This window comes from Salinisphaera sp. SPP-AMP-43, from assembly GCF_049568105.1.
In the GTDB taxonomy this organism is placed as follows: domain Bacteria; phylum Pseudomonadota; class Gammaproteobacteria; order Nevskiales; family Salinisphaeraceae; genus Salinisphaera.
The window spans coordinates 1106588-1132301 of the sequence record NZ_CP145335.1 but is presented as its reverse complement, the minus strand read 5'-3'; the positions used below and the strand labels follow the sequence as shown (position 1 = coordinate 1132301).

General features: G+C 61.9%; 21 protein-coding genes. 7 read left to right on the top strand and 14 right to left on the bottom strand.

The features are described from left to right. Window positions 1–122 precede the first annotated feature (122 nt). From V5738_RS04840 to apbC, 13 genes are all read right to left on the bottom strand, one after another. Complete coding sequence (locus V5738_RS04840) at window positions 123–980, bottom strand: hypothetical protein (protein WP_423823279.1); 858 nt, start codon at window positions 978–980, stop codon at window positions 123–125. A gap of 146 nt (window positions 981–1126) precedes the next feature. Further along, entirely contained in the window at window positions 1127–1504 is a 378-nt protein-coding gene (locus V5738_RS04835) for a TIR domain-containing protein (RefSeq protein WP_423823278.1), read from the bottom strand. 1 nt (window position 1505) lies between these two features. After that, a complete protein-coding gene (locus tag V5738_RS04830; RefSeq protein ID WP_423823277.1) occupies window positions 1506–2327 on the bottom strand; it encodes a RipA family octameric membrane protein in 822 nt (273 codons plus the stop codon). A 143-nt stretch (window positions 2328–2470) separates the two neighbouring features. After that, window positions 2471–2842 carry a hypothetical protein gene (locus V5738_RS04825; RefSeq protein WP_423823276.1) on the bottom strand — a complete coding sequence of 124 codons (372 nt, stop codon included), beginning with the start codon at window positions 2840–2842 and terminating at the stop codon, window positions 2471–2473. 516 nt (window positions 2843–3358) lie between these two features. Then, window positions 3359–4240: a formyltetrahydrofolate deformylase gene (purU, locus tag V5738_RS04820; RefSeq protein ID WP_423823275.1), complete on the bottom strand. Its 882-nt coding sequence runs from the start codon at window positions 4238–4240 to the stop codon at window positions 3359–3361. After that, complete coding sequence (locus V5738_RS04815; RefSeq protein ID WP_423823274.1) at window positions 4237–4908, bottom strand: sarcosine oxidase subunit gamma; 672 nt, start codon at window positions 4906–4908, stop codon at window positions 4237–4239. The genes purU and V5738_RS04815 overlap by 4 nt, the downstream gene beginning before the upstream one ends. Next, complete coding sequence (locus tag V5738_RS04810) at window positions 4901–7912, bottom strand: sarcosine oxidase subunit alpha family protein (protein WP_423823273.1); 3012 nt, start codon at window positions 7910–7912, stop codon at window positions 4901–4903. Before V5738_RS04810 ends, V5738_RS04815 begins: the two co-directional genes overlap by 8 nt. Further along, the gene (locus V5738_RS04805; protein ID WP_423823272.1) at window positions 7909–8190 is read right to left on the bottom strand and encodes a sarcosine oxidase subunit delta; all 282 of its coding nucleotides are present in this window, start codon (window positions 8188–8190) and stop codon (window positions 7909–7911) included. The genes V5738_RS04810 and V5738_RS04805 overlap by 4 nt, the downstream gene beginning before the upstream one ends. Before the next feature lie 24 nt (window positions 8191–8214). Continuing rightward, window positions 8215–9468 (bottom strand): sarcosine oxidase subunit beta family protein, encoded by a 1254-nt coding sequence (locus V5738_RS04800; protein ID WP_423823271.1) that lies wholly within the window; start codon window positions 9466–9468, stop codon window positions 8215–8217. A 24-nt stretch (window positions 9469–9492) separates the two neighbouring features. Then, window positions 9493–10863 carry an L-serine ammonia-lyase gene (locus V5738_RS04795; RefSeq protein WP_423823270.1) on the bottom strand — a complete coding sequence of 457 codons (1371 nt, stop codon included), beginning with the start codon at window positions 10861–10863 and terminating at the stop codon, window positions 9493–9495. Continuing rightward, window positions 10853–12073 carry a hypothetical protein gene (locus tag V5738_RS04790; protein ID WP_423823269.1) on the bottom strand — a complete coding sequence of 407 codons (1221 nt, stop codon included), beginning with the start codon at window positions 12071–12073 and terminating at the stop codon, window positions 10853–10855. The genes V5738_RS04795 and V5738_RS04790 overlap by 11 nt, the downstream gene beginning before the upstream one ends. 792 nt (window positions 12074–12865) lie before the next feature. After that, window positions 12866–13639 (bottom strand): transporter, encoded by a 774-nt coding sequence (locus V5738_RS04785; protein WP_423824133.1) that lies wholly within the window; start codon window positions 13637–13639, stop codon window positions 12866–12868. 850 nt (window positions 13640–14489) lie between these two features. Further along, a complete protein-coding gene (apbC, locus tag V5738_RS04780) occupies window positions 14490–15581 on the bottom strand; it encodes an iron-sulfur cluster carrier protein ApbC (protein ID WP_423823268.1) in 1092 nt (363 codons plus the stop codon). A gap of 121 nt (window positions 15582–15702) precedes the next feature. Here apbC and metG point away from each other — a divergent pair, with 121 nt between their 5' ends. After that, a complete protein-coding gene (gene metG / locus V5738_RS04775) occupies window positions 15703–17769 on the top strand; it encodes a methionine--tRNA ligase (protein ID WP_423823267.1) in 2067 nt (688 codons plus the stop codon). A gap of 225 nt (window positions 17770–17994) precedes the next feature. Beyond that, window positions 17995–18654: an RnfABCDGE type electron transport complex subunit B gene (locus V5738_RS04770; RefSeq protein ID WP_423823266.1), complete on the top strand. Its 660-nt coding sequence runs from the start codon at window positions 17995–17997 to the stop codon at window positions 18652–18654. Between the two features lie 450 nt (window positions 18655–19104). Here the strand turns inward: V5738_RS04770 and V5738_RS04765 are convergent, their stop codons facing one another. Then, the gene (locus V5738_RS04765) at window positions 19105–19758 is read right to left on the bottom strand and encodes a GntR family transcriptional regulator (protein ID WP_423823265.1); all 654 of its coding nucleotides are present in this window, start codon (window positions 19756–19758) and stop codon (window positions 19105–19107) included. Between the two features lie 576 nt (window positions 19759–20334). On the opposite strand from V5738_RS04765, the gene V5738_RS04760 reads away from it, so the two are divergent. From V5738_RS04760 to V5738_RS04740, 5 genes are all read left to right on the top strand, one after another. Then, window positions 20335–20949, top strand: coding sequence for a chromate transporter (locus V5738_RS04760; RefSeq protein WP_423823264.1), 615 nt, complete (start codon window positions 20335–20337; stop codon window positions 20947–20949). Continuing rightward, entirely contained in the window at window positions 20946–21476 is a 531-nt protein-coding gene (locus tag V5738_RS04755) for a chromate transporter (RefSeq protein ID WP_423823263.1), read from the top strand. The genes V5738_RS04760 and V5738_RS04755 overlap by 4 nt, the downstream gene beginning before the upstream one ends. A gap of 322 nt (window positions 21477–21798) precedes the next feature. Further along, window positions 21799–23400 (top strand): gamma-glutamyltransferase, encoded by a 1602-nt coding sequence (ggt, locus tag V5738_RS04750; RefSeq protein WP_423823262.1) that lies wholly within the window; start codon window positions 21799–21801, stop codon window positions 23398–23400. Window positions 23401–23432: 32 nt separating this feature from the next. Continuing rightward, window positions 23433–25061, top strand: a complete 1629-nt coding sequence (locus V5738_RS04745) for an L-lactate permease (protein WP_423823261.1) — start codon at window positions 23433–23435, stop codon at window positions 25059–25061. Window positions 25062–25209: 148 nt separating this feature from the next. Further along, entirely contained in the window at window positions 25210–25395 is a 186-nt protein-coding gene (locus V5738_RS04740; protein WP_423823260.1) for a hypothetical protein, read from the top strand. Window positions 25396–25714 lie beyond the last annotated feature (319 nt).

Here is a 25714-nt window from a genome sequence, read left to right as displayed (position 1 = left end):
CGAAGCGCGGCAGCGCTTTGGACGGTCAACTGCAGCGACCTGTTGGGTGACTGTATAGATCTGCAATTATCGCTGCCAGCCAGCTCAGTGTTGGATACCGACACTATCGAGCTATATCAACCTCATTGAGAATTTAACCCGTTTTGCATAATACTAATCTGGCATTTCAGTGCTTGGCCTTTATCGCCGTATTTTTGCTTTGTGCAGTGCGTGCGAACAAGTTGCTGACGCTGTTTCATTTCGGATACTGACAAACCCCACATGGTGGCGTCTTCGCATTGAACTTTTTTCCACGGATGATATTTTGCACTTATCGAACTGCATTTTGCTCGTGATTTTCGTCTTCTGCGTAGCAATTCCCGTCGACTGATACCGTAGCGTGCTGCATCTTCACTGTCCTGTTTGTACTGGTAAGCCGGATCTTTACCGGTTAATCCGAGCTTGGCTAGCTCTCCATCACTTAAATAATGAACGCGGGAAGAAGGCACTCGAATCATCTCATTCAACAGCGACACTGAGATATTCATTTGTTCCAAATAGCGTTGAGATTTAGATTTCATCTGCTTAAATTCTTGCTGCGCTTGCTCTTGGGTCTCATCGCCAGTTCGTGTCGGGTAAGGACGGTGGATGCCAATACGTCCAAACACAGTTCGGTCTACGGCGCCAGCAAAAACGAAAACGCATGCACTAATACAAACTTCAGTTTTTCGCACGATGGCTCTCGCGTCCGCCTTTCGCAACTCGCGGCCGAGTGCCATCGCCGTTTCCATATTTCCACCAACTGAGTTAAGGATAACGAGCGGCTTATCATTAATGTGGTCAAAATCGAAGTGATCGCCCGAAGTGATTTCGCCTTGAAGGGTGAAATAAGTCAGTGAGTTATCATCATCCCCCATCACGTGCCGTTGGATTTGCGCACTCGAGGCGGAGGTAGCAAAAGCTTGCAATAAAACCGCCATCACAATAATAAATGGTCGCATCCTCTCTCCCTGAAGAACAACGTACCTACTGACAAGAGCTACCCAACGCCGAAGCTCAGTTGCCGCCGGAGCAGCCGAAGGCTGCGGAGGGGACCCGAAGCGCGGAGCGGCTTTGGGCGGTCAACTGCAGCGATTTGTTAGCACTGTTAAAGGCTATTGACGAAACTCGCTATTCCGTCCCAAGTCCACGTGATTTTTTTTATGCCGTTCAGCTCCGCTGGAGCATTATTAGCAGTCGCACCGCCAATATATACCCCAATGACGGGGATACCTTCGTCTTTTGCGCACTTAATCTCCCATCGCGCTCCACCTGCCTGATTTAGATTCGTTGTAATAAGGGTAACGACTCCATCACAACCCTTAATTTTAGTTCGACAGCGCGTTTTCCATGAATCCCTCCAAGGCTCCTTTACAGACATATCCACTAGATCATAAGGGACCCGTTTAGCTTTCGCTTGACCGACAAACAGATCTCTCATTCTTTCGTCTTCAATTGCAAAGCTAGTAAAAATTCGTTTAGCCATTTCATCCTCCTTCGGTTTTGCACAATAGTGATGCCCATTCGATCTGGCTTATTAATGTAATAACATCAGATTGGATGATTACGTATGCCGCTTCCACCAGTATCACGAGTAGAACAAACCACCGAAACCTTCTTACTACGGTCGCTTCGGTTTCAGTATTAGACTCGTAACCTACTTGCTGCTGTAACACATTCCATTCATGTTCGAACATGTTGGTTCGGAGCCGCTTTTCTACTTGATCAATTACGGTGAACTTCCCTGTATTTAGCTTGCCGTAGGAGCGTACAAGCTTCTCCCATAGAAAAGTAACTACAAACGCCATAACTGAAAGGGCCAACATTCCCATGGCGCCAACCAAGGAAAATTTAAAAGACTTGCCGACTACTAGTGAAACAGAAAGGATTGATGACGTAACCGTAAAAAATAAGTTGTTTACCCGCATTCGTTGGTCGGTAACTTTTTCAGTTGATCCGACCATTATTTTGTATTGCTCAAGTAAGAGCTGACGGTCTTCTTGGTAAGTTTGTTCTAGGTACGCCCAACAACCATTTGGCTGTCTAAAGACTGGAAACCCCTGACAAAAAAGAACCGAGTCTTCGCAAGCAGACGGCAACTTTATACCGACAATTTGTTTATTCAAAGCTTTCGCTTTAGCGTATTCCCATTTCATGGGCTCGCTCTTGAAAGTATTTTTCCCAACGAAGAAGACGATAAAATCAACTTCTTTGAAGTGATTTTCGACCCTTTCCTTCCAATTCTCGGAATGCTCGGCCTCTCTCAAAACCGCGATTGAATCGCATGCGATCGAGAGAAGCTCATCCAAAACCGCGTCTGTTGCCTCGGAATCGATAGTTCTGTTGCAAACAAATATCTTCAAATCTGTTACGCTCCGAAAGTGCTGGAATTGCGGGTGCTAACGCCAATTCGACGACATATATCTAATACTAGATATATACCCATCCGTATTTATATATCTCCAACGACCCGGTCGAGGAGACCAAGCGTTTCCGCTACGCGATAAGGCACCGCCCAGGCTCGCTCGGCCGGTTGCCAACGACCACCCGCCTGCCTCACCTGCTCTCGCAGCTCTCGCAGCTCTCGTTCTTCGTAGGCGATCTTGATAAGCACCGGCTCTTCGGCGGTCCGCTGCATTAAATGCTGCTCGCGAGTATTCGCGGGCCGCCAAGGCACGGTCTCTTCGATGAGTTCGACGGTTTTGTGGCGCAGGCCGTTCTCGCTGTCATAGCGATAACGCACACAGACTAGCCGCTCGCCATACTTTTGAACCAATTGCTTGGTCCCATTCTGGCCGGGCTTGAGATGTAGTCGTGTTTCCACAGGCGCCCCCTCGCCTTGGCATGGGGCGACGTTAGCGCGATTTATTTGGTTATTGAAGCCAAAGACTGGGGGCGGCCATCAAACGGTGCGCTATCTGCTTGCAAAATATGGATTTTCGAAAGCGTGACATTTCGTGATCGGCGAGACACGCTTGGCCGTTGTGCGCTCGCTAAGGGGGTATAACAGACAATAGCGGGTGCAATCGCCCAAACATGGGGAACCAGGTTTTGCAGCGTGTATTGCCCGCTAACCTGCTTTATCGACTCGTACGTATGTTGCGACATAGCACAACAATCGCTATGAGCGGCTGGCTGCGACCACTGTTCTTCGAACTTTGTTTTCGAACTGATATACCGCGCTTAATGCCAATTCAACATGGCTTTACGAATACAACATACGAACAAACTCGCGAATGGCTTACCCAACTCATTTATAAAACACGGCTTTGGAGGTTGGCGCCGCCCCCACCTGTTGGCTCAATCGCCAACCAAATACTCTGCCCACGCCGCGCTGACGCTAGCCGAATACCACCGTCCGCTCGCCGTTGATGAACACCCGCGACTCGATATGCAGCTTCACCGCCCGGGACAGGGCCCGGCATTCGCAATCCCGGCCGGTGGCGATGAGGTCGCCAACCCGGTCGTTGTGGCGCACGCGGGCCACGCTCTGTTCGATAATCGGGCCTTCGTCCAGGTTGGGGGTGACGTAATGGGCGGTCGCGCCGATCTGCTTGACGCCGCGGGCATGGGCGCGGTGGTAGGGCTTGGCGCCCTTGAAGCCGGGCAGGAAGGAGTGGTGGATGTTGATCGCCCGGCCGGCCAACGATAACGCCAGTTCGTCGGACAGGATCTGCATGTAGCGGGCCAGGATGACCAGCTCGGCGCCGGTTTCGGCGATCAGCGTCTGGAGCTGGGTTTCTTGTTCGGCCCGGGTGTCTTTGCTGACCGGCAGGTGTACGAAGCGGCAACCGTACTGGGCAGCCAGCGGTTCCAAATCCCGATGGTTGGATACGACCGCCGCGATGGTCATCGGCAGTTCGCCCCGGGCATGGCGATACAGTAGATCGCGCAGGCAATGATCGAGCTTGGAGGCCATGATCAGTACGGGCATCGGCTGCTCGGCGGCGGCCAGCGCGATGTTGAGTCCGAATGCTTGATACAGACGGGCCTGCTCGGCACGCAGGCCTTCGGCGTCGAAACCGAGCCTATCGACATGGAACAGCAGCCGGGCGAAAAAACGCTGGGTATCCGGATCGTCGTATTGGTCCAGCTCTTCGATATAGCCGCCGTGCCGATCCACGGCTTCGCTCAGGGCCGCCACCTGCCCGCGGATGCTCGGGCCGGTGGCGGTCAGCACATAGCCGCTGGCGGCAGCCGGCACGGCGACGGCCGAGCTCATGCGCCGGTTGCCGCTTGCGGCATCGCAGCCGATTGCAGACCGGCGAACGACAGCGTGGACTCGGCCGGATGGATCGCCAAGCCATACTCCTGACTGGCATCGACCAGCCACTGCCAGAGGTAGTCGGCAAAGCTGCGCCGCACGACGATCTCGAACCGATTGCCTGCCTCGACCACACGAATAAACATCGCGCTCTTGGCCAGCAGCGAACGAGTACAGAAACCGGTATGGGCCGCCCGCGGATGTAGATCGAGGGTCGCGCCCTTGGCCAATACGTCGCGGGCATGGTCTCCGGCGATGCTAATCACGGTTTGGCCGCCGGATAGATCGACGACTCCCGAATGCACGCCGGCCAGGGCTTCGCGCAGCGCCGATAGCCAGGCAGCCTTGTTGTCGCCTTCGACCAGCACCAGCCATTCGGTCGGCCCCATCCAGCCGACGACAACCCCCTCACCTTCAGCAAAGGTATTCGGCCGGGTGGGCAACTCGCAGCCGAACACCCGGGCACAGGCTGCAACGAATGCGGCGTCGTCGGTCTTGCCGCGCAAGGAGAACTGGCCAAGGAATGGATGCTCGGTCAACGACACCCCGGCATTGGCGGGCGCGTCGTTGCCGGTAGCGGCTTCACGCTGGTCGACCAGCGGGCTTTCGATTTTGGGCTCAGACATTTTGACGCGCTCCTTCACGATCGTAGAACACGGGGTCGGTAATGGTCGCGGCAATCACGCTGCCATCGACCTGGGGCGAGTAGACGGTCTCGCCGTGGCGCGACTGGCCGTCCTTGACCACGGCCAGCGCAAAGGAATGGCCGAGCGTGACGCTGTGGTAGCTCGACGAGACATGCCCGACCATCGGCATCGGCAGCTCGGCCTCGGGGTCGCTGACGAGCTGGGCGCCTTCGGGCAGCACGATATCGCCGTCGGTGGGCACCAGGCCGACGTACTGCTTACGGCCGGCATCGACGATGTCGGAGCGCGATAGCGAGCGCATGCCGATGAAGTCGGACTTCTTCTTGCCGATCGCCCAGTTCATGCCCATGTCGATCGGCGTCACTGAGCCGTCGGTATCCTGGCTGGCCACGATGAAGCCCTTCTCGGCACGCAGCACATGCATGGTCTCGGTGCCGTAGGGCGTAATGCCATAGGGCTCGCCGGCTGCCATCACTGCCTCCCAGACATGCCGGCCGTAGTTGGCATCGACGTTGATCTCGAAGGCCAGCTCCCCAGTGAAGCTGATCCGGAACACCCGGGCGGCCACACCGGCCACCGTGCCTTCGCGGAAGGTCATGAACGGGAACGCCTCGCGATCGAAATCGATGTCGTCGCAGAGGGCTTGCAGCACATCGCGGGACTTCGGGCCGTTGACCGCGATGGTCGCCCACTGGTCGGTGACCGACGTAAAGAACACGTCCATCTCCGGCCACTCGGTCTGGTGCCAGGTTTCCAGCCAGTTGAGCACGCCAGCGGCCCCGCCTGTCGTGGTGGTCAGGTAGTAGTGGTTCTCATCCAGCTTGGCGGTCACGCCGTCGTCGAAGATCATGCCGTCTTCGTGCAGCATGAGCCCGTAGCGACAGGTACCGGTTTTCATCTTGCGTCGGCCGCCGGTATAGATCATGTCCAGAAAACGGTTGGCGTCCGGGCCATGGACTTCGATCTTGCCGAGCGTCGAGGCATCTAGCACGCCGGCCCCGTTGCGGGTGGCATGGCATTCGCGATCCAGCGACTGCTGCATCGACTCTTCACCCTTCGGGTAGTACCAAGGCCGCTTCCACTGACCGACGTTTTCGAACAGGGCCTCGTGGGCGACGTGCCAGTCGTGCATCGCGGTCTTACGGACTGGATCGAACAGATGGTCGGCAGTGCGCCCAGCCACCGAGCCGAAGGAGATCGGCGTATAGGCCGGGCGGAAGGTGGTGGTGCCGGTCTCGGGGATAGATTGCCCGAGCAACGAGGCCAGAATCGCCATGCCATTGATGTTGCCGAGCTTGCCTTGGTCGGTACCAAAGCCCATCGCGGTATAGCGTTTGACGTGCTCGACCGACTCGTAGCCTTCGCGCACGGCCAGCGCGATATCCGCAGCCGTGGTGTCGTTCTGGTAGTCCACGAACTGCTTGGGCCCGCGGCTGAGCGGCTGGCCGCTGGGGGCAAGCCAGTACGGCTCGATCGGCATTACCTCGCCGGCTGCCGGCGCCGATGGCGCCTGGCCCGCGGCCGGCTCGAAACCGAGTTCGGCGGCTGCCGCCCCGCCCTGTTCGAAGCCCTGGATCAGTGCTTCGCGCAGGCCGAAGGCACCGGTAACCGCGCCGGCCGAGCTCTGGCCCGGGTTGTCCGGCCCCGGCAAGAAGCAGGCGGCTTCGTCGTCCCAGAGCGGCTTGGAACCGATATGGCAATGCAGATGTACGACCGGCGACCAGCCGCCGGAAGACGCGACCAAGTCGCAGGCGATGGTATCGCGATCGCCAGTCAGCTCGCCGTATTTGACCCGGGCGATCTGGACACTCTTCACGCGTCGAGAGCCGCGGGCCTTGATGATCACGCTGCTGTCGCGGATCGGGATACCCGCCTCGCGGGCAGCCGCCACCAGCGTGCTGCTCGGCTTGCAGCGTACATCGACCACCGCGGCCACTTCGCGGCCGGCCGCCTTCAGATCGAGCGCGGTCCGATAGCCGCTGTCGTTATTGGTGAACACCACCGCCCGCCAGCCCGGGCTGACCCCGTAGCGGTTGAGATAAGTCGACACCGCCGAGGCCGTCATGATGCCCGGCCGGTCGTTGTTGCCGAACACCAGCGGGCGTTCCAACGCGCCGGTGGCCAGCACCACGCGCGCGGCTCTCACCCGCCACAGCCGGTGCCGGACTTCGCCGGCGGCCGGGCCGCCGCGATAGTCGGCCTTGTCTTCCATCAGGCCGAGGAAGTTGTGGTCGTAATTGCCAAAGGCCGTGGTTCGCGACAACAGCTGTACCTCGGGCATGGCCGACAGCTCGGCGACCGCATCGGCGATCCAGTCGCGATGGTCGCGGCCGTCGATGTTGTTGCCCTCGGCATGGCGCTCGGACAACAGCGAGCCGCCGAACTCGGCGTTTTCATCGACCAACATCACCCGAGCGCCGGCCCGGGCCGCCCGCAGCGCAGCAGTCAAACCGGCCGGGCCGCCGCCGACCACGAGCACATCGCAGTGGGCGTTCATGTGGTCGTAGCGATCCGGGTCGGGCTCGGTCGGCGACTTGCCGAGCCCGGCAGCCTGGCGGATACGTTTTTCGTAGTTCGGCCAGTAGCTGGCCGGCCACTTGAAGGTTTTGTAATAGAAACCGGCCGGCAGCATTTTCGAAAACGTGTTGTTGATGCCCAGCGGATCAAAGCCGAGCCGGGCGGTGGTCGAGGCCACCAGCCCGTCGAACAGCTCGACTTGGGTGGCCCGCTGGTCCGGCCGGGTTTGGCCGCCGACACCGACCTGCACGATGGCATTGGGCTCTTCCGGGCCAGCGCCGACCAGCCCGCGCGGGCGGTGGTATTTGAAACTGCGCCCGAGGATCGATACGCCGTTGGCCATCAGCGCCGAGGCCAGCGTATCGCCGGCATAGCCGGTGTATTCGCGGCCGTTGAAGGTGAACTTGATCTCGCGGTCGCGATCGATGCGACCGCCGTGCGGCAGGCGATGGGTCTGCGAGCTCATGAGGCGTCTCCGAGAGCGGGTCGACCGGGCAGGTCCACGGATTCGATGCGATAGGTCACGGTATGGCGGACCACGTCGAAGAACTGGCCGCAGCCGTGCACGTGGCGCCATTGCTCGTGGTGGCGGCCGCGCGGATTGGCGCGCATGAACAGGTAGTCGGCCCATTCGGCATCGGTCAGCGCCGAGGGGTCTTGCGGGCGCTTGATGCCGCCCTCGCCGGCATAGGCGAACTCCTGCTGGTCTCTCGGGCCGCACCAGGGGCAATCGATCTGAAACATGGGATGGTCTCCTTGCCGCGAGGGTTAGTGGGCGACGCCGGCTGCGCCGTGTTCATCCACCAGATATCCGGTGGTGTAGCGGTCCAACGAAAACGGGGCGTTGATCGGATGCGGCTCGCCAGTGGCCAGGGTGTGGGCAAATACCCAGCCCGAGCCCGGCGTGGCCTTGAAGCCGCCAGTGCCCCAGCCGCAGTTGATGAACAGATTGTCGACCGGGGTCTTGCCGATGATCGGGGTGGCATCCGGGGTGGTATCCACGATCCCGCCCCAGTGGCGCAGCATGCGCATGCGCGAGAAGATCGGGAACATCTCCTTGATGGCCGCGATCGTCTCTTCAATGATGTTGAAACTGCCGCGCTGGCCGTAGCCGTTGTAGGCATCGATGCCGGCGCCGATCACCAGCTCGCCCTTGTCGGACTGGCTGATATAGCCATGCACGGCATTGGACATGATCACCGTATCCAGAATCGGCTTGACCGGCTCGGAGACCAGCGCCTGTAGCGGATGCGATTCCACCGGCAGCCGGAAACCGCCCATCTCGGCGAGTACGCCCGAGTTGCCGGCGACCACGATGCCGACCTTGTCGGCCTTGATCGTGCCGCGGGTGGTCTCCACCCCGGTCACCTTGCCCCCGTCGCGCAGGATGTTGGTGACCTCGCAGTTTTCGATGATGTCCACGCCGGCCGCATCGGCGCCCCGGGCATAGCCCCAAGCCACGCCGTCGTGGCGGGCAGTACCGGCCCGACGCTGTAGCGAGGCACCAAGGATCGGATAGCGGGCATCCGGCGAAGTATCGATATACGGCACTTCGGCCTTGATCTGGCGGGCGTCGACCCATTCGCTATCGATGCCGTTGAGGCGATTGGCATTAATACGCCGCTTGGTATCGCGCTCCTCCTGCAGCGTATGGGCCAGGTTATAGACCCCGCGCTGGGAGAACATGACGTTGTAGTTGAGCTCCTGGGACAGCCCTTCCCAAAGCTTGAGCGACTTCTCGAACAGATGCGCCGATTCGTCGTAGAGATAGTTCGAACGCACGATGGTGGTGTTGCGGGCCGTGTTGCCGCCGCCGAGCCAACCTTTCTCGACCACCGCGACGTTGGTAATGCCGTGTTCCTTGGCCAGATAATAGGCTGTGGCCAGACCGTGGCCGCCGGCGCCGATGATGATCACATCGTATTCGGCCTTGGGCTCGGGGCTGCGCCAGGCCTTATCCCATTTTTCGTGATGGGACAAGGCATTGCGGGCCAGCGTAAAAATTGAATAGCGGTTCTTCATGTCCGGGCTCCGGGGCTTTCCAGCTCAGCACTCGATGACGTTGACGGCCAGGCCGCCGCGCGAGGTTTCCTTGTACTTGGTCTTCATGTCGGCGCCGGTGGCGCGCATGGTCTTGATCACCTTGTCCAGCGAGACGGTGTGTTCGCCGTCGCCACGCAGCGCCATGCGGGCAGCCTGGATCGCCTTGACCGCACCCATGGCATTGCGCTCGATACAGGGCACCTGCACCAGCCCGGCGATCGGGTCGCAGGTCAGCCCCAGGTTGTGTTCCATACCGATCTCGGCAGCGTTTTCGACCTGGGCCGGCGTGCCGCCGAGCACTTCGGCCAGAGCGCCAGCGGCCATCGAACAGGCCACGCCGACCTCGCCCTGGCAGCCGACTTCGGCACCTGAGATCGAGGCGTTTTCCTTGTAGAGCACGCCGATCGCCCCCGCGGTCAGCAGAAACCGCACCACCGCGTCGTCGTTGCCGCCGCAGAAATGCACGTAGTAGTTGAGCACCGCCGGCAGGATCCCGGCCGCACCGTTGGTCGGCGAGGTCACCACCCGGGCGCCGGAGGCGTTTTCTTCATTGACCGCCAGCGCATACAGCCCGACCCAGTCCATGGCGACCAACGGATCGCCGGCCTCCTCGGCGGCTTCCAGGTCACGGGCCAGTTGGGCCGCCCGGCGGCGTACCTTGATGCCCCCGGGCAGCACGCCCTCGCGGGAGCGACCGCGGTCGATACAGTCCGCCATGGCAGCCCAGATCTTGAGTAGGCCGGCCCGGATCTCGGCTTCGTCGCGCCAGGCGGTTTCGTTGGCGCGCATGATCTCGCTGATCGGCAGGCCTTCGCGCTGGCAGTGCACCAGCAGATCGGCCCCGGAGGTAAACGGAAATCGCTGGGGGGTCTCGTCGGCCACCAGCTTGGCCTCGCCGTGGGCATCCGGCTCGATCACGAAACCGCCGCCAACCGAGTAGAAGGTTCGCTCGGCGATCTTCTGGCCCTCGGCGTCGAAGGCTGAAAACCGCATGCCGTTGGTATGCACCGGTAGGCGCTCGCGTTTTTTCATCTGCAGATGGCGGCGGATATCGAAAGCGATCGGCCGCCGCCCGTTCAGGCTCAGCTGCCCGGTCTCGCGCATGGTTTCGATACGGATGCCCATGCCCTCGGCGTCTACGCTCTCGGGCTGTTCGCCTTCCAGGCCGAGCATTACCGCATGGTCCGAACCGTGGCCGCGCCCGGTGGCCGCTAGCGAGCCGTAGAGCGCGGCCTCGACCGTGACCACAGCCTCCAGATCACCGGCCGCGTCGAGCTCGCCGACGAACTGCGCGGCGGCCCGCATCGGGCCCACGGTATGAGAACTCGATGGGCCGATGCCGATCTTGAACAGCTCAAAAACACTAACTGCCATGACCCACCTCGGGATCGTAGAATTGCTCGGTCGTAGCAAAGCGCTCGCAAAGCGCACGCACCTGGCGCCGGGCGCGGATTGCGACCTCGGCATCGTCGACGGCCTCGAGCACATCGGCGATCACACCGGCCAGCTGGCGGGCCGCAGCATTGTCGAAACCACGGTCGCCGAGTGCGGTGGCATCGACCACCAGGCCCACGCTGGCGAACGGCCAGCCCGGTGCCCCCGGCAGCGCTTCGGCGCGTACGCCTACGTGCACCGCATCCAGCGCATTCACCGCGCGCCGGCCGGTCAGCGACTGGCGGCGCAGATCGATCAGAAAACGCTGATCGTCGGTGCCGCCGGAAATAACATCGAAAGCCCGGCCACGAAGCAGGCGCACCATAGCCTGGGCATGAGCGATGGAGGCGCGCCGGGCCCGAACATGGTCGAGCTGCATACAGCGGCCCAAGGCCAAGGCCAGGGCCCGGGCTTCGTCCGGCAGCGGCGCCTCGGGCATGTCGTCGGCCACGGCCCGGTCGAGCCGGTCGGCCAGTTCGGCGTCATGGCCAACCAGCAACAGCCCGCCGCGCAGCCCACCTGGCAGACTCTCGGCGGCGGTGACCACGGCATGCGCCGAGGCCACAGGATTGGCATGGAGATGGGCTGCGACGCCGCCAGCCACCGTGCTCATATCGACCACCAGCCGGGCACCGGCAGCATCGGCGATCCGGCGCAGCGTGGACCAATCGTAGCCGCGGGCATGCGGCGGAATGCCGACCGCGATCAGCCGGGGCTGGAAATACAGCGCCAGCGATTCGAGCCGGTCGTAGTCGAGCCGGCCGGAATCGATATCCGGATCGCAGCTCGTCAGCCGATAGCGCTCGCTGCCCGGCGGCAGAAACACCTGCTCCATACCGACCGTGAGCAGGCCGTCGCCGCGCTTGAGCAGCCGATCGGCAATCAAGGCAAGCGCTGCGCTCGTCGATGCTGGCCGCATACTGGCGTAGTCGGCGCTGAACAGCCGACGGGCACGCTCGAGCGCCAGCGCCTCGACCGCCTCGACCGCATTCGGCTGCACGATCAGGCTCGATCGCGCCCGCAGCGGCGCGGGGCGCGACGGCGGCGGGCCGACCAGATCGATACGCATCTCGCGCTGCGTGCGCATATTGTCCAGGGCCGCTTCGAGTTCGGCGTCGGCCACTACCGGTGCTGTGCTGTAGTCCTGCATCGCCACGTCTTCCTGTCTCGGCTTGGCTAAGCCTTATGACTGGATTAAATCGATCGTGGCAATCGGCCGACTTGAACGTTTGCGACATTGTTGCGGGATTATTTCACCCTTCTCCTCGCCCGAGCCGATACGCGCACCAATACGCGGATGGGCGATACGCCTGTGCGGTGCTCCACGCTAGGCCCAAGCGTCGGCCAGCCGGATGGCCGACACTTACGACACGAAAGCGTTGCCGGCTGGGCACGACATCGCGATACCGGCGGCCAATGCTGGCACTACGGCCGAGTGATCGGCCACTGGGGCCTATGGCTGCGTTGTGCGAGCCCGCGCCAAGCGCGGTTATGCCACAACGCGAGGCGTAGCAGCAGTGGCATAACCGCGCTACATGAGGGCGCTACAACGCCGGATTGCCGCCGTGTCGTTCATTTACGAGCGCTTGGCCAGCCGGGTTGGAGCGCCTATCGCACCCTGCAGCGTTCCGAATCTGGGGCACGGCAAGCTACGACACAGCAACACCCCTAGGGCATGTCGTCATGAGATCCACCGCTACACCCGCGCCCCTAGGTGGCAAGACAAGGCATCCTGAGCGTGGCGTGGCCCAGCCATGTGAGCGAACGATAACGCCGGATGGCCGCCTTAGAGGCACGGGGCGGCCCCTCCGGGCGATGCCCGCCCACCGCACCATGCGGCATTGCCGGCCTTGGGCGTGGGCCCGCTACGCTCAGAGGCCTATGTCTTGCCTGACACCAGGGGCGAACGTCGTACGGCGGCATCTCTTAATGATGGCCCGCCCTAGCTCTTCGGGAACAAGAAGATAAGATTGAAGCGAAGCCCCCAGTCGGGGCCATGGCGCGGGCTGTCGGCGTAGTAGCGCACGCCGCCGCCGATCTGGATCGGCTGCTGGCCGACCTTGAGCAGCTGATTGACCTGGAAATTGAAGGGCACCAGCCAGTCCTTGGCCTTCCAGTCGTAGGTCGTTTCGGAATTGACGGTAAACGTCGTGGCGTTCTTATTGGTATAGGCGATGAAAGGCTGCATGAACGTCGAGGACACATCGCGGCGGTCATTGTCTCCGGCGAACGACCAGATATGGTTGGCCAACGCCCCCATGGTCAGCGGCCCGGATTGTTTCAAGGCAACGGCGGTCGGCCCGATGCCCCATTTTTCCGAACCCAGCACATGCTTGGTCGCGGTCGGCAATAAAAACGCCGGTCCGACGCCCCATATGATGCCCGACGGCCCGACTTGCTTGGGCGAGAAGAAGGCGCTTTGCACGGTATCGCCTAGGCCGAATTGATCGCGATGCCGCCGGGTCACCCCGTCCTGATAGATCACCGGCAAGATCGTGCGCGAGATCAGGTTCCAGTCTTCGCTGATCGAAATCGGCACCACCGGCTGAATATTGGTCGTCGAGCGCCAGCCATCATTATCGGAGGCAAAGCCGAAATCGAAATTCTGTTGTATCGGCACGGAAATGAGACTGGCCACCGGATTCGACAGTGCCTTGGCCAGTTCCTGAGCATTGTTCGACGCCGGCTGGGCCAGCGCTGCAGGCCCGGCGAGCATGACCACAGTGGCAACGACGATGGCCGCGAACCCTCGGCCAACCGACCGCCGCCGAAAAGTGATCAGCGGTTGTCGAAACTGATGCCCGGCTTGCCCAGGCAGCCGTGCCATGCCAAACCTCAGCCGCATGGCCTGAGCGCTGGAGCGCCTGCCCCGGGGACGCGAACCACGATCTGGGTTTGCTGTCATATCCCAGCCTCCCGGAAGTCGCGAAACTCCGGTAAGCATAGGCCGGCGCCCAGCGATCAAATGCCTACTGCTGGGCAATCCGCTCCGGCCGTGACAACAATGCGAACCGCCCTAGGGCGCGTCGTCACGAGGCACGCCGCCGTAGCCGCGGTCTTGTGGTGGGTGAGCCAAGGCTTCTTGAGCGTTGCGTGGCCCGGCACGTGAGCGACGATAACGCCGGATGGCTGCGACAGGGCTGCGGCCCTGTGGGTGAAGCCCGCCCATCGCGCCCTAGAGCATATTGAGGGTTCGCGCGAGTCCGCGCCAAGGGCTGTCAAGCTGCAAGCCGAGGCGCCGCGAGTGCGGCGTAGTGGCGCTTCGTCTGTGAACGGCAACGCTGGATTGCTGCCCAAATCGCATCGGCCCGCATGACGAGCCTTGACCGGGAAGCACACTACGATACAGCGGCTCGCGCCTTGCCAGCTCGCAAGGAGCACCGACTTAGCGCTCGTATGGCACGGCGACCGCCCTCGGCTGGATAAAGAACCCGCCCCTGCCCAACAAAGACCAGATCGCCGTTGGCAAAACCACTCGGCCATAGTCTGGCCAAGGCCCAGGCCCTTGGCTTGGCAAGCGGGTTCGAGCGACGGCGACGACATGCCGCCGCCGATCGAGCCTACGATCAGGTGGATTCGACCTTGATGTTCGGGAACTTGCTGGCGTAGTCCTTTTTCTGCCGCGCTAGCCGGGCGGTTGTGTTGCGGCTGATATCGAAATAGGCCGACGCGATCTGCGAATCGGGGGCAGACACCACAGTCGGCTTGCCGGAATCGGCATATTCGCGGATCGAGATATCCAGCGGCAGTTCGCCCAGCAGGCTGACATCGTATTCGTCAGCCAGGTTCTGGCCGCCGTGTTCGCCGAAGATGTGCTCTTCGTGGCCGCACTTCGAGCAGATGTGGGTACTCATGTTTTCGACGATACCCAGCACCGGCACGTTGACCTTGTTGAACATCTCTACCCCCTTGCGGGCATCGATCAACGATAGATCCTGCGGCGTAGTGACCACGACCGCGCCCGAGACCGGGATCTTCTGCGAGAGCGTGAGCTGAATATCACCGGTACCCGGCGGCAGATCGATGATCAGATAATCCAGCTCGCCCCAGGCACTCTGGAACAACATCTGCTGGAGTGCCGAGGTCACCATCGGCCCGCGCAGGATCGCCGGGCTGTCCTTGTCGATCAGATAGCCGATCGACATGGTCTTGAGGCCATGCGCATCCACCGGCTGGATGACATTTTCGCCGGCGGCCTTGGCCCGGGTATCGATGCCCATCAGCCGCGGCTGGCTGGGCCCATAGATATCGGCATCCAGCAGCCCGACGTTGGCGCCGTCGGCGGCCAGGGCCAGCGCCAGATTGGCAGCGACCGTAGACTTACCAACCCCGCCCTTGGCCGAGGCCACGGCGATAATGTTGGCTACGCCCTCAATGCGCTTGAGCTGGGGCTGAACCGAGCGCGCGGCCACGGTAAAGCCGACCGTGACATCAGCCTGATTCACGCCTTCGAGTGCTTCGAGCTTCTGGCGCAAACGCTCGGCCAGCTCCTGGCCGTACTGGCCACAGGGAAAGCCCAGATCGAGTTCGAGGGTGACATGCCCGCTCTCGACGTTGAGCGAGCGCACAGCGCGCGCGCTCATCAGATCGGTATCTAGATAGGGCTCATGGTAGCGGCCCAGTTCGGCCTCGACGGCCTGGCGAGTCGTATCGCTCATGATCACACCGGGTAGTTGTTCGGTGAATAGTCAGCGGCCAATGATAGCAACTCGCTGGCGGGAAACGGGTGGCCCGCTATGGCATACTGGCCGGCTTCGATTGACCACGTTCGAACGAGTCATGGCGCGCGACATTCTGGTGACATCCGCCCTGCCCTATGCCAACGGTGCAACCCACCTGGGGCATATGCTCGAGCATATCCAGACCGATATCTGGGTCCGCTTTCAGAAGCTGCGCGGCAATAACTGCATCGCGGTCTGCGGCGACGATGCTCACGGCACGCCGATCATGCTCAAGGCGCGCGATCAGGGTATCTCGCCAGAAGAACTGATCGCCGGGGTCTCGGCCGAGCGCCAGCGCGATTTCGCCGACTTCTACGTGGTCTACGACAACTATCACAGCACGCATTCGGACGAGAACCGCGAGCTGTCGTCGGCGATCTACGAGAAACTGGCCGCCGAAGGCCATATCGCCCGGCGTACCATCTCCCAGGCATTCGATCCGGAAACCCAGATGTTCCTGCCGGATCGTTTCATCCGCGGCGAGTGCCCGAACTGTGGCGCGGCCGATCAGTATGGCGATGCCTGCGAGGTCTGCGGCGCGACTTATCAGCCGACCGAGCTCGGCAACCCGGTGTCGGTGCTCTCGGGTGCCACACCGATCGAGCGCGACTCCGAGCACTATTTCTTCAAGCTCGCCGATTTCGAGGCCTTTCTGCGCGACTGGATGCGCGCCGATCGGCTGCAGGAGTCAATGACCCGCAAGCTGGACGAGTGGTTCGGCACCGGTCTGCGCGACTGGGACATCTCCCGCGATGCCCCCTACTTCGGCTTCAAGATCCCGGGCACCGAAGACAAATACTTCTATGTCTGGCTGGATGCGCCGATCGGTTATATGGCGGCATTCCAGAACCTGGTCGACAAGCGCGGCGATCCCGAGCTGACGTTCGACCGCTTCTGGGGCCGGGATTCGAACGCCGAGCTGTATCACTTCATCGGCAAGGACATCGTCTATTTTCATGCCCTGTTCTGGCCAGCGATGCTGGAAGGCGCGGGCTATCGCACGCCGAGCGCGATCCATGCCCATGGCTTCGTCACGGTCAACGGCGAGAAGATGTCCAAGTCGCGCGGCACCTTCATCAAGGCCCGCACCTGGCTGGAACATATCAACGCCGAGTTCCTGCGCTACTACTTCGCGGCCAAGTTGACCCACCGGGTCGAAGACCTCGATCTCAACTTCGAGGATTTTCTGGCCCGGATCAATTCCGATCTGGTCGGCAAGTACGTCAACATCGCCAGCCGCTGTGCGAACTTCATCAGCAAGCGCTTCGACGGGCGTCTCGCGGCCGAACTCGACCGGCCGGAGCTGTTCGAGCGCTTCGCCGCCGAAGGCGAGACCATCGCGGAGCACTTCGAGGCCCGCCGCTATGCCCAGGGCATCCGCGCGATCATGGCGCTGGCCGACGAGGCCAATGCCTATGTGGCCGAGCGTGCGCCCTGGCAGCTGGCCAAGGAAGAAGGCCGCGAGGCTGAACTACAACAGATCTGCACGACCGCGCTGAATCTGTTCCGCCAGCTCACGATCTATCTAAAGCCGGTGCTGCCGGCCACCGCCGAGCGCGCCGAGGCATTTCTGCAGGTCGAGCCGCTGGCCTGGGCCGATCTGGACACGCCCCTGCTCGACCACGAGATCGCCAAGTTCAAGCCGCTGCTGCGCCGGGTCGAGCAGCCCGCCATCGACAAGATGATCGAGGCCAGCAAAGAAGACCTCGAAGCCGCTGCGGCCCCGGCCAAGACCGAAGACGAACAGCCCAAGGCCAGCGACAAGACACCGGCCGACCAGCCCGAACCGAAGACCGAAGGCAACGGCGTGATCGACATCGAGGACTTTGCCAAGGTGGATCTACGGGTCGCCCGGGTCGAGTCCGCGGACCATGTCGAAGGCGCCGACAAGCTGCTGTGCCTGCAGCTCGATGTGGGCGAACTGGGCAAGCGCCAGGTATTCGCCGGCATCAAATCGGCCTACGATCCGTCGGGATTGGAAGGCCGGCTGGTGGCGCTGGTTGCCAACCTGGCGCCGCGCAAGATGCGCTTTGGGGTTTCCGAAGGCATGGTGCTGGCTGCTGGCGACTCGCCGCATGTGCTGTCGCCGGACGACGGCGCCAAGCCGGGTGACAAGATCAAGTAAATCGGCAAACCCGGCGTGAATGTCGGGCTACGATACTTTGTTCGCCAATGCATCCCACCGATGACAGAGATGTCACAGATTATTAAGGAGTGGCGCGCGGGCTCACCCCCCGCGGCCACAGCCATAGGGTTTCGGCATGCACCGGCACGACCTGGTGTGCTTTGATCTATGCCTTTGGCGTCATCCGCGGATGAACCGTTTTAGCAAGCGCCTCGCGATCCGAACATGACCGACGCTTCAGTCGACGCTATCGATGCCCTACTGCCTCAGACCCAGTGCCGGCGCTGTGGTTATGACGGCTGTCGGCCCTATGCCGAGGCGATCGCCGCCGGCGAAACCGATATCAACCGCTGCCCGCCGGGCGGGCCAGCCACGATCGACAACCTGGCCGAGCTGACCGGCATCGAGCCCAAACCGCTGGAACCGGAGTGCGGCGACGCCAGCGTGGCCAAGGTTGCGTTCATCCGCGAAGACGAATGCATCGGCTGCACCCGCTGTATCCAGGTCTGCCCAACCGATGCCATCATCGGCGCGGCCAAGCAGATGCATACCGTGATCGAGGCCGACTGCACCGGCTGCGAACTCTGTGTGCCGGCCTGCCCGGTCGACTGCATCGACATGCCGGAATCGACGCCCGAAACCGGCCAGCCGCTATGGCCGCCCGAGCGGCCGATCGATGCCGAACGCGCTGCCCGCGCCCGGCGTCTGTTTGAAGCCCGACAGCAACGGCTCAATCGCAACACCACGCGCCAGCGCCGCGCGAATCGCCACGAGTCGACCTACGATGCCCGCGAGGACGCTGCGGCCACCTCGGCCGCCAAGAAATCGACCATTGCCGATGCGATCGCCCGAGCCAAGGCCAAGCGAGGCCAACGGCAAGACTGACCATTTGCCGAAGCATTGGCTGGCCCAGGGCATATCGAGCCTTCACACAAAACCGTACCCAGGGCTATTTGACTGCTTGCCGAAGGCAGCGCGCGCGGCATAGCCGCGCGACCGCAAACGAACGGCCATATAGAATCGCAGCCCGGCAGCCCTGGCGCCGAAGCTCCGAACGTCGCTATCCGATCGCGGCCGGCGGCGTGGCCCCTATGATCGGGCCACGGCACGCGCCTGACCCGCCATAATTCGGAGCGCCAATACGGCGCCCGACCTCGCAAAGGCTACGCCAAGGTTTCTATTCTCGGCATCAAAGACGCTGCTTCGCCGCCGACGTATCCAGGTTAGGCCGGTCCACGCCGGCCTGACCGTCGCCATCTCGTACGACCGAAACTATTCTGCCGTGCACGAGCCTGCCCCCGGCCGGAATGGCGGTATATCACCATGGCCTGCCTTCTATTCGGCCTCCGGCAGGCTGGTTATCGCGACTCGCCACGACAGCCGGATATGTTCGTCCAACAACGCACAGGCGCTTTCGCTATCGCGCGCCAAGGCATACTCGGCCAGCTTGGCATGCTGATCATCCAGTTTTTCCCGGCGACGCTCGATCTTGGGCGCCGAACGCCGGTAGCGATCGAATTGATCATGGAGCTGTTCGATAAAACGCAGCCGCCAGCGCGAACCGCAGCCAGCGATCAGTGCCCGATGAAAATCCGAATGTCTTTGTTCCCATTGATCATGTGCACTGGAATCGAACATAGGCTCGGCCTGTTTGAGTCGATGCAGTGCAGCGACCAATGAAACCTCCCATTCCTGATCGCCTTGCTCGATCGCCTGGGCGAGCGCCTGACCTTCAAGCTCGCGTCGGAGATTGGCCACGTCGTCCAGGCTATCGTGGGATAGCTCCGGCACACGAAAACCACGCTGATGGGATTGATCGAGCAGGCCCGTGGCCGCCAATCGGTTGAGTGCTTCGCGCAATGGGCTCAGGCCAACGCCGTACCGCTCCTTTAAGGCGCCTATGGCGAGCTTCTGGCCGGCCTCGAAGCGACCGTCGATCAGATCGCGGCGCAGGCTATGGTAGAGGTTCCAGCGCGACTCGTCGGTCATGGCGGCCAAGCGTTTCCAAACATACCAGCATAATTGAAGCGTTTGCTTGCGAGCCACTATCGGCATTGCAAGCCTTGACCCAGATGGCTTCGCGGCTCGTCGGTCCCAGGTCGTATTGCGGTGTCGTCCGAGCGCCGCTTTGTCGCCCTAAATCGTGGCGGGCAAGGCGCGAGCCGCCGGTTCTGGGCGTGCCACGATCAAGGCTCGTCATCCGACCCGACACGATTTAGGGCACAACCTTTCAGACCCAGGGCTCGCACGAAACCTCAACGCGCTCTAGGGCGCGTCGTCGAATGATGCCCGCCCATCAGGTTAGGCAAGGCGCAGGCCGCGGATGTTAGCAGCGTATCTCGTGACGACGCCCCCAAGTCTTCGCTTGCTGATACAGACGCGTTATCCGGATAGGCCCGGCTCTGGGCACGATCCTTGCAAATCCATATTCGAAAATAAAATCGATTTTTATTCGATTTGTCGATATTGATGGCCGCACGCTCTACTCCGGTGTAACAACACCGATCCGGAAGGGCTGGGCCGATCATGCCGGCCGAAGCGATCACCCGCTCCCATCGAGGCGCTATGGATTGGCAGAAACAAGGTCAGCTCGTGCTGGCCTTCACAAGAATCGGCCTGCTCGGCTTTGGCGGCGGACCGTCGATGATTCCGTTGGTGCACGCCGAAGTGGTCGAGCGTTATCGCTGGATGTCGGATACCGAATTCTCGGACGTGCTGGCGATCGGCAATACCTTGCCCGGACCGATCGCCACCAAGATGGCCGGCACTATCGGCCACCGGGTCGGCGGCTACGCCGGCGCCCTCGGCGCCGTACTCGCCGTCACCCTGCCCTGTGTGGTGGCCATGATCGCCTTGCTCGGCTTGTATATGAGCCATCGCGACGAGCGCTGGATCGCCGGCATGGGCCAGGGCGTGGTGCCGGTGGTCATGATCATGATGCTCAAACTGAGTTGGGATTTCTGGGAAAAATCCCGCGCCTCGCTTGGCTGGCTGGTGGCCGGCAGCATGGCGCTGGCATCGGCCGGCCTGATCTACGGCCTAGGCATCCACCCAGGGTTGGTGATCGGTGCCTTGCTGATCGGTGCCCTGCTGCGCCCCGAGCCAGCCAGCCCGAGCAAGGATTCGAACACTGCCTCGAACGCCTCCGGTGAAGACGGCCCAAGCCGGAGCGGCTCATGATCTACTGGCATCTGTTTTTAGCGTTCTTCGTGCCGAACATCATCGGCTACGGCGGCGGCCCGGCCATCATCCCGCTGATCGAGAACGAGGTCGTCGGTCATTACGGGTGGCTGTCCTCCGAGCAGTTCGCCCAGACCCTGGCGCTCGGCAATGCCCTGCCCAGCCCGATCGCGACCAAGATGGCCGGCTATATCGGCTACGACGTGGCCGGCGTGCCCGGCGCGCTTATCGCCCTGTTCGGCACCGTGGCGCCCTCGCTGATTCTCATGCTGTGCGCGATCGGCGTGCTGTATCGCTATCGCGACTCGATCAAGGTCAAGTCGATGAGCCAATGGGTCCGGCCAGTGATCACCGTGCTCATGGGGTATCTCGTGGTGTCGTTTTTTATCGAAGGCATGGACGGCGCCGGGCTCTGGCAAACCCTGGGCATCGGCGCAGTCGCAGCAGCACTGCTATTGGGCACCCGCATCCATCCGGCTTTTGTGGTCTGTCTCGGCCTCGGCTATGGCGCGCTTTTCCTTGGCTAAAACATGCGCACTCGGCGACGCAAGGCTCGGCTTTCAAATACCTTTCGACCAGACTCCAAAAAAACCAATCTAAATCAATAAAACTCGCTCATACACCGTCTTTTAGTGCGCAGTATAAATAGATTATCAAACCGCTTCTTAATATTTTTAAAAATACGGATATATCAATTAAAGCAGCTTTTTATCCTATGCCCTAGAGCGCCTAGAGGATCCGATTTTTATACAAGGGCATGGATATTGCCTTTTATTTCTCATGAGCATGCCAGACGGGTCGATTTCTCGATCGCGCCTAGTCAGAGCACCCAACGGTAGACCGATCACCATGCAGCACCCGACACGCCCCACTGCCATGTCGTTTCACGGCATGGTCTGCTCTCCCCATTATCTGGCGACCGCGGCCGGACAGGATATCCTGCGTCAGGGCGGCTCGGCAGTCGACGCTGCCATCGCAGTCAATGCCACCCTGGGCGTGGTCTTTCCCCATATGACCGGGATCGGCGGCGATGCGTTCTGGCTGATTCACCCGCACGGATCGACCTCGCCGATCGCACTCAATGGCTCGGGACGAGCGATCGGCGCTGCCACCCGGCAGTGGTATCGATCTCGCGAATTGGATGCGATCCCGCTACGCGGGCCGTTAGCCGCGCTGACCGTACCGGGCGCCGTGGACAGCTGGTGCATGGCACATGCGCGATACGGCCGCCTCCCATTGACGACCCTGCTCGAACCGGCGATCGGCCATGCCCGTCACGGTTATCCAGTCGGCGAATCGCAGGCCCGCTTCACCGCCGAAGCGGCCCAGGCGCTGGGCCAATGCACGCAGGCCGCGAAGCAGTTTCTGCCCGAAGGCCTTGCCCCCAGCGCGGGGGAGATGATGCGCCAGCCGGCCTTGGCCGACACCCTGGAAACCATCGCCCGCTCGGGCCGCGCCGGGTTTTATGAAGGCGGGGTCGCTGCCGAAATCGTTCGGCATCTGAATGCCGCCGGCCAGGAGTGGACGCTCGCTGACCTCGCTGAACACCATGGCAGCTGGGAGACACCGGTTGCGACCACATACCGCGGCCTGGATTGCTATCAGGCGCCGCCGAACTCGCAGGGCTTCGCGCATCTGCTGGTGCTGAACATCCTCGAGCAGTTCGATGTGGCCGCCCTCGGCGATGAATCGGCCGAGTACATCGACCTGGTCGTCGCCGCGACCCGCGAGGCCTTCGCGGTTCGCGATCGATACCTTACCGACCCGATTTTCCACGACATACCGTTGTCGCAACTGCTGTCCAAGGCGTTCGCCGACGAATGCGCCGAGCGCATCAAGCAGAACCTGCCGAACGGTTATCAAGCCCAGGCCGCTGGCGGCGATACCACGGCCACTATGGTGGTCGACGGCCAGGGCAACGCCGTATCGCTCATCCAGAGCCTTTATCACGAATGGGGAGCGGCCACCGTCGCCGGTGATACCGGTGTATTGCTGCAGAACCGCGGCGCTTTCTTTTCGCTCGACGAGGCGCATGTCAATCGGCTCGAACCGGGCAAGCGTTCGTTCCATACCCTGATGCCGGGCATGGCCTATCGCGACGGCCGCCCCTGGCTGGTCTACGGAACCATGGGCGGCGAAGGCCAGCCCCAGACCAGCACCGCCCTACTAAACCGCATTGCCGATTTCGGCCTGGATCCGCAGCGCGCTATCGATGCGCCGCGCTGGCTCTATGGCCGGACCTGGGGCGCGGCCACCGACGCCCTGCGCGTGGAATCGCGTTTTGCCCCAGAGATCGACGCTCACCTGACGACACGCGGCCACGCCGTACAACGCGTGGGCGCCTGGGACAGCGTCATGGGCCATGCCGCGGCCATTCATATCCATCCCACCACCGGGCTATTGCAGGGCGCCGCAGATCCGCGCGGCGAAGGCATCGCGCTCGGCTGGTGAACGATTTGCCAAAGACATTCAGGAGCTGATTCGTGGATATTCCCGTCACACTCACGAGCTGGTCATTGGCCTTCCTGCCCCTGGCCGCTCTGCTCATCCTTATGCTCGTACAGCGCTGGGGGATCGCCGAGGCCGGCCCGGTCGCCTGGCTACTGGCGGTTGTGGTCGCCGCGACCTATTTCCAATCGCCTTGGCAGGCCATTGGTTTTCAGAGCGTGGCCGGCGCCTGGAGCGCCCTGACCGTGCTCTATGTGGTCTGGGCGTCGATCCTGATCTATGAGGTCACACGCGAAGGCCAGGCGTTCGAACCGCTACGCGGGCACATCACACGGCTGCTGCCCGATCCATTGATCCAGACGCTGGCTTTTGGCTGGGCATTCGCATCCTTCCTGCAGGGCGTCACCGGCTTCGGGGTACCGATCGCAGTTTGTGCGCCGCTGTTGGTCGGCATCGGGGTTCGCCCTCTGTATGCGGTCATCATCCCGCTGATCGGCCATGCCTGGAACAACACCTTCGGCACACTGGCCGTCGCCTGGTTGGGGCTGAAACAAATCACCGGGCTTGATCCGGTCACGGCCACCCATACGGCCCTCTATGCCGCAGCGTTCATCTGGGTGCTCAATATCCTGGGTGGGCTGCTGGTGTGCTGGATCTACGCCGGCTTGAGCGGTATCCGACGCGGCCTGCCCGCGATCGCCATCATGTCGCTCATCCAGGGCGGGCTGACCGTCCTGCTGGCGCCCTGGAGCGATGTGCTCAACGGCTTCATCGCCTCCAGCACCGCCTTCATCGCGATCTTTTTGATCGGTCGGCTGCCGATGTACCGCCAGCCACGTGCGGCCATCAGCCATATCTTTACCGAAGATCGACAAAACGCCGAGACCGGGGCTACAGGCGTTGGCGCCCACTCGGTCGGGGCTGCCGAAGTTCGCCGGCCGTCGATGACGCTGCATCAAGCGTTCATTCCTTACTATGCCTTGCTCGTTGTGACCTTCGGCGTGCTCTTGATTCCGCCGGTCAAAAACGCACTCGGCAATGTGTCGGTCGCGCTTGGTTTTCCTGCGACCCTGACCGGCCTAGGTTTCCATAGCGACGCCAGCCAGGCCTCGATCAGCGTGCTCACCCATCCCGGCAGTTTCCTGCTGGCGGCCGCGGTCATCGCCTATATCGCGTTTTCGCGGATGCAGACCCTCAAGTCCGGCAGTTTGAGCCGCATCCTCAAAGGCACATTGGAAAAGGCCATACCCTCGACGATCGCGATCGTGGCCTTGATCGCCATGTCCAAAGTGCTCGCCGGCGCCGGCGCGGTGCAGGTTCTGGCCCACGGCGTCGCGGTGGCCACCGGACCCTATTACGGCGTGCTCGCGCCGTTCGTGGGTGGGCTCGGCGCGTTCATGACCAGCTCGAATCTGGCTTCGAATCTGGTGTTCGGCTCGTTCCAGTCCTCGACCGCCACCGCCGTGGGCCTCAGCAAGCCCGCCATTCTCGCAGCCCAGACCGTGGGCGGTGCCGCCGGCAATATGATCGCCCCGGGCAACGTCCTGCTTGGCACCACCACCGCCGGCATCCTCGGCCGCGAAGGCGACGTGCTCAAAACCACCCTGCCGTTGTTCCTGCTGGTGTCGGTCCTTATCGGCCTCGTCGTGTTCTTCGTGGCCTAAAAGCGTCACATGAACCGCACTGAGCGCTGTCTTGCAGCAAGCGCAGTACGCCGCGACTGCTTGTCGCTCGATGGCGCCAGCCCGAAGGAGCCGCCGACACGGGTCTCGCCAGAAATAGCGACAGACTCTCGCAACAAGGAAATGCATTATGACGACACATAACTGGATTCAGATCCTAGCCGCCATCGGTACGCTGATCGCAGTGCCGATTCTTTATCAGAGCCTGAACGCCGGCGCCGACGCGATCGCTGGCGTTGGCTTTGTGCTGTTCGCCATCAGCATGTTGGCCACCCCAGTCCACGAACTCAAACGCCGCATAACTGCGTCTGAATAAACTGTAACCGGCCAGCACGCTCTAGGGCACGTCGTCGCGAGACGCGTCCTAGAGTGTGGTGAGATTTCGTCCGAGCGCTGCGTTTGCCGCCCCAAATCGTGGCGGGCGAGGCGCGGGCCCCGGGTCTGGGCGTAGCCCGGTCAAGGCGCGTAACGCGGCCCGCCGCGATTTGGGGCGCAACCCTTCGAAACAACCGCTGTTGGGCCGCCATCCCGCGTTGCCGCTCACGAACGTCGCGCCATTACGCTGCACTCGCGGCACCCCGGCCCGCAGCCAACAGCCTTTGGCGCGGACTCGCACGAAACCGCAACACACCCTG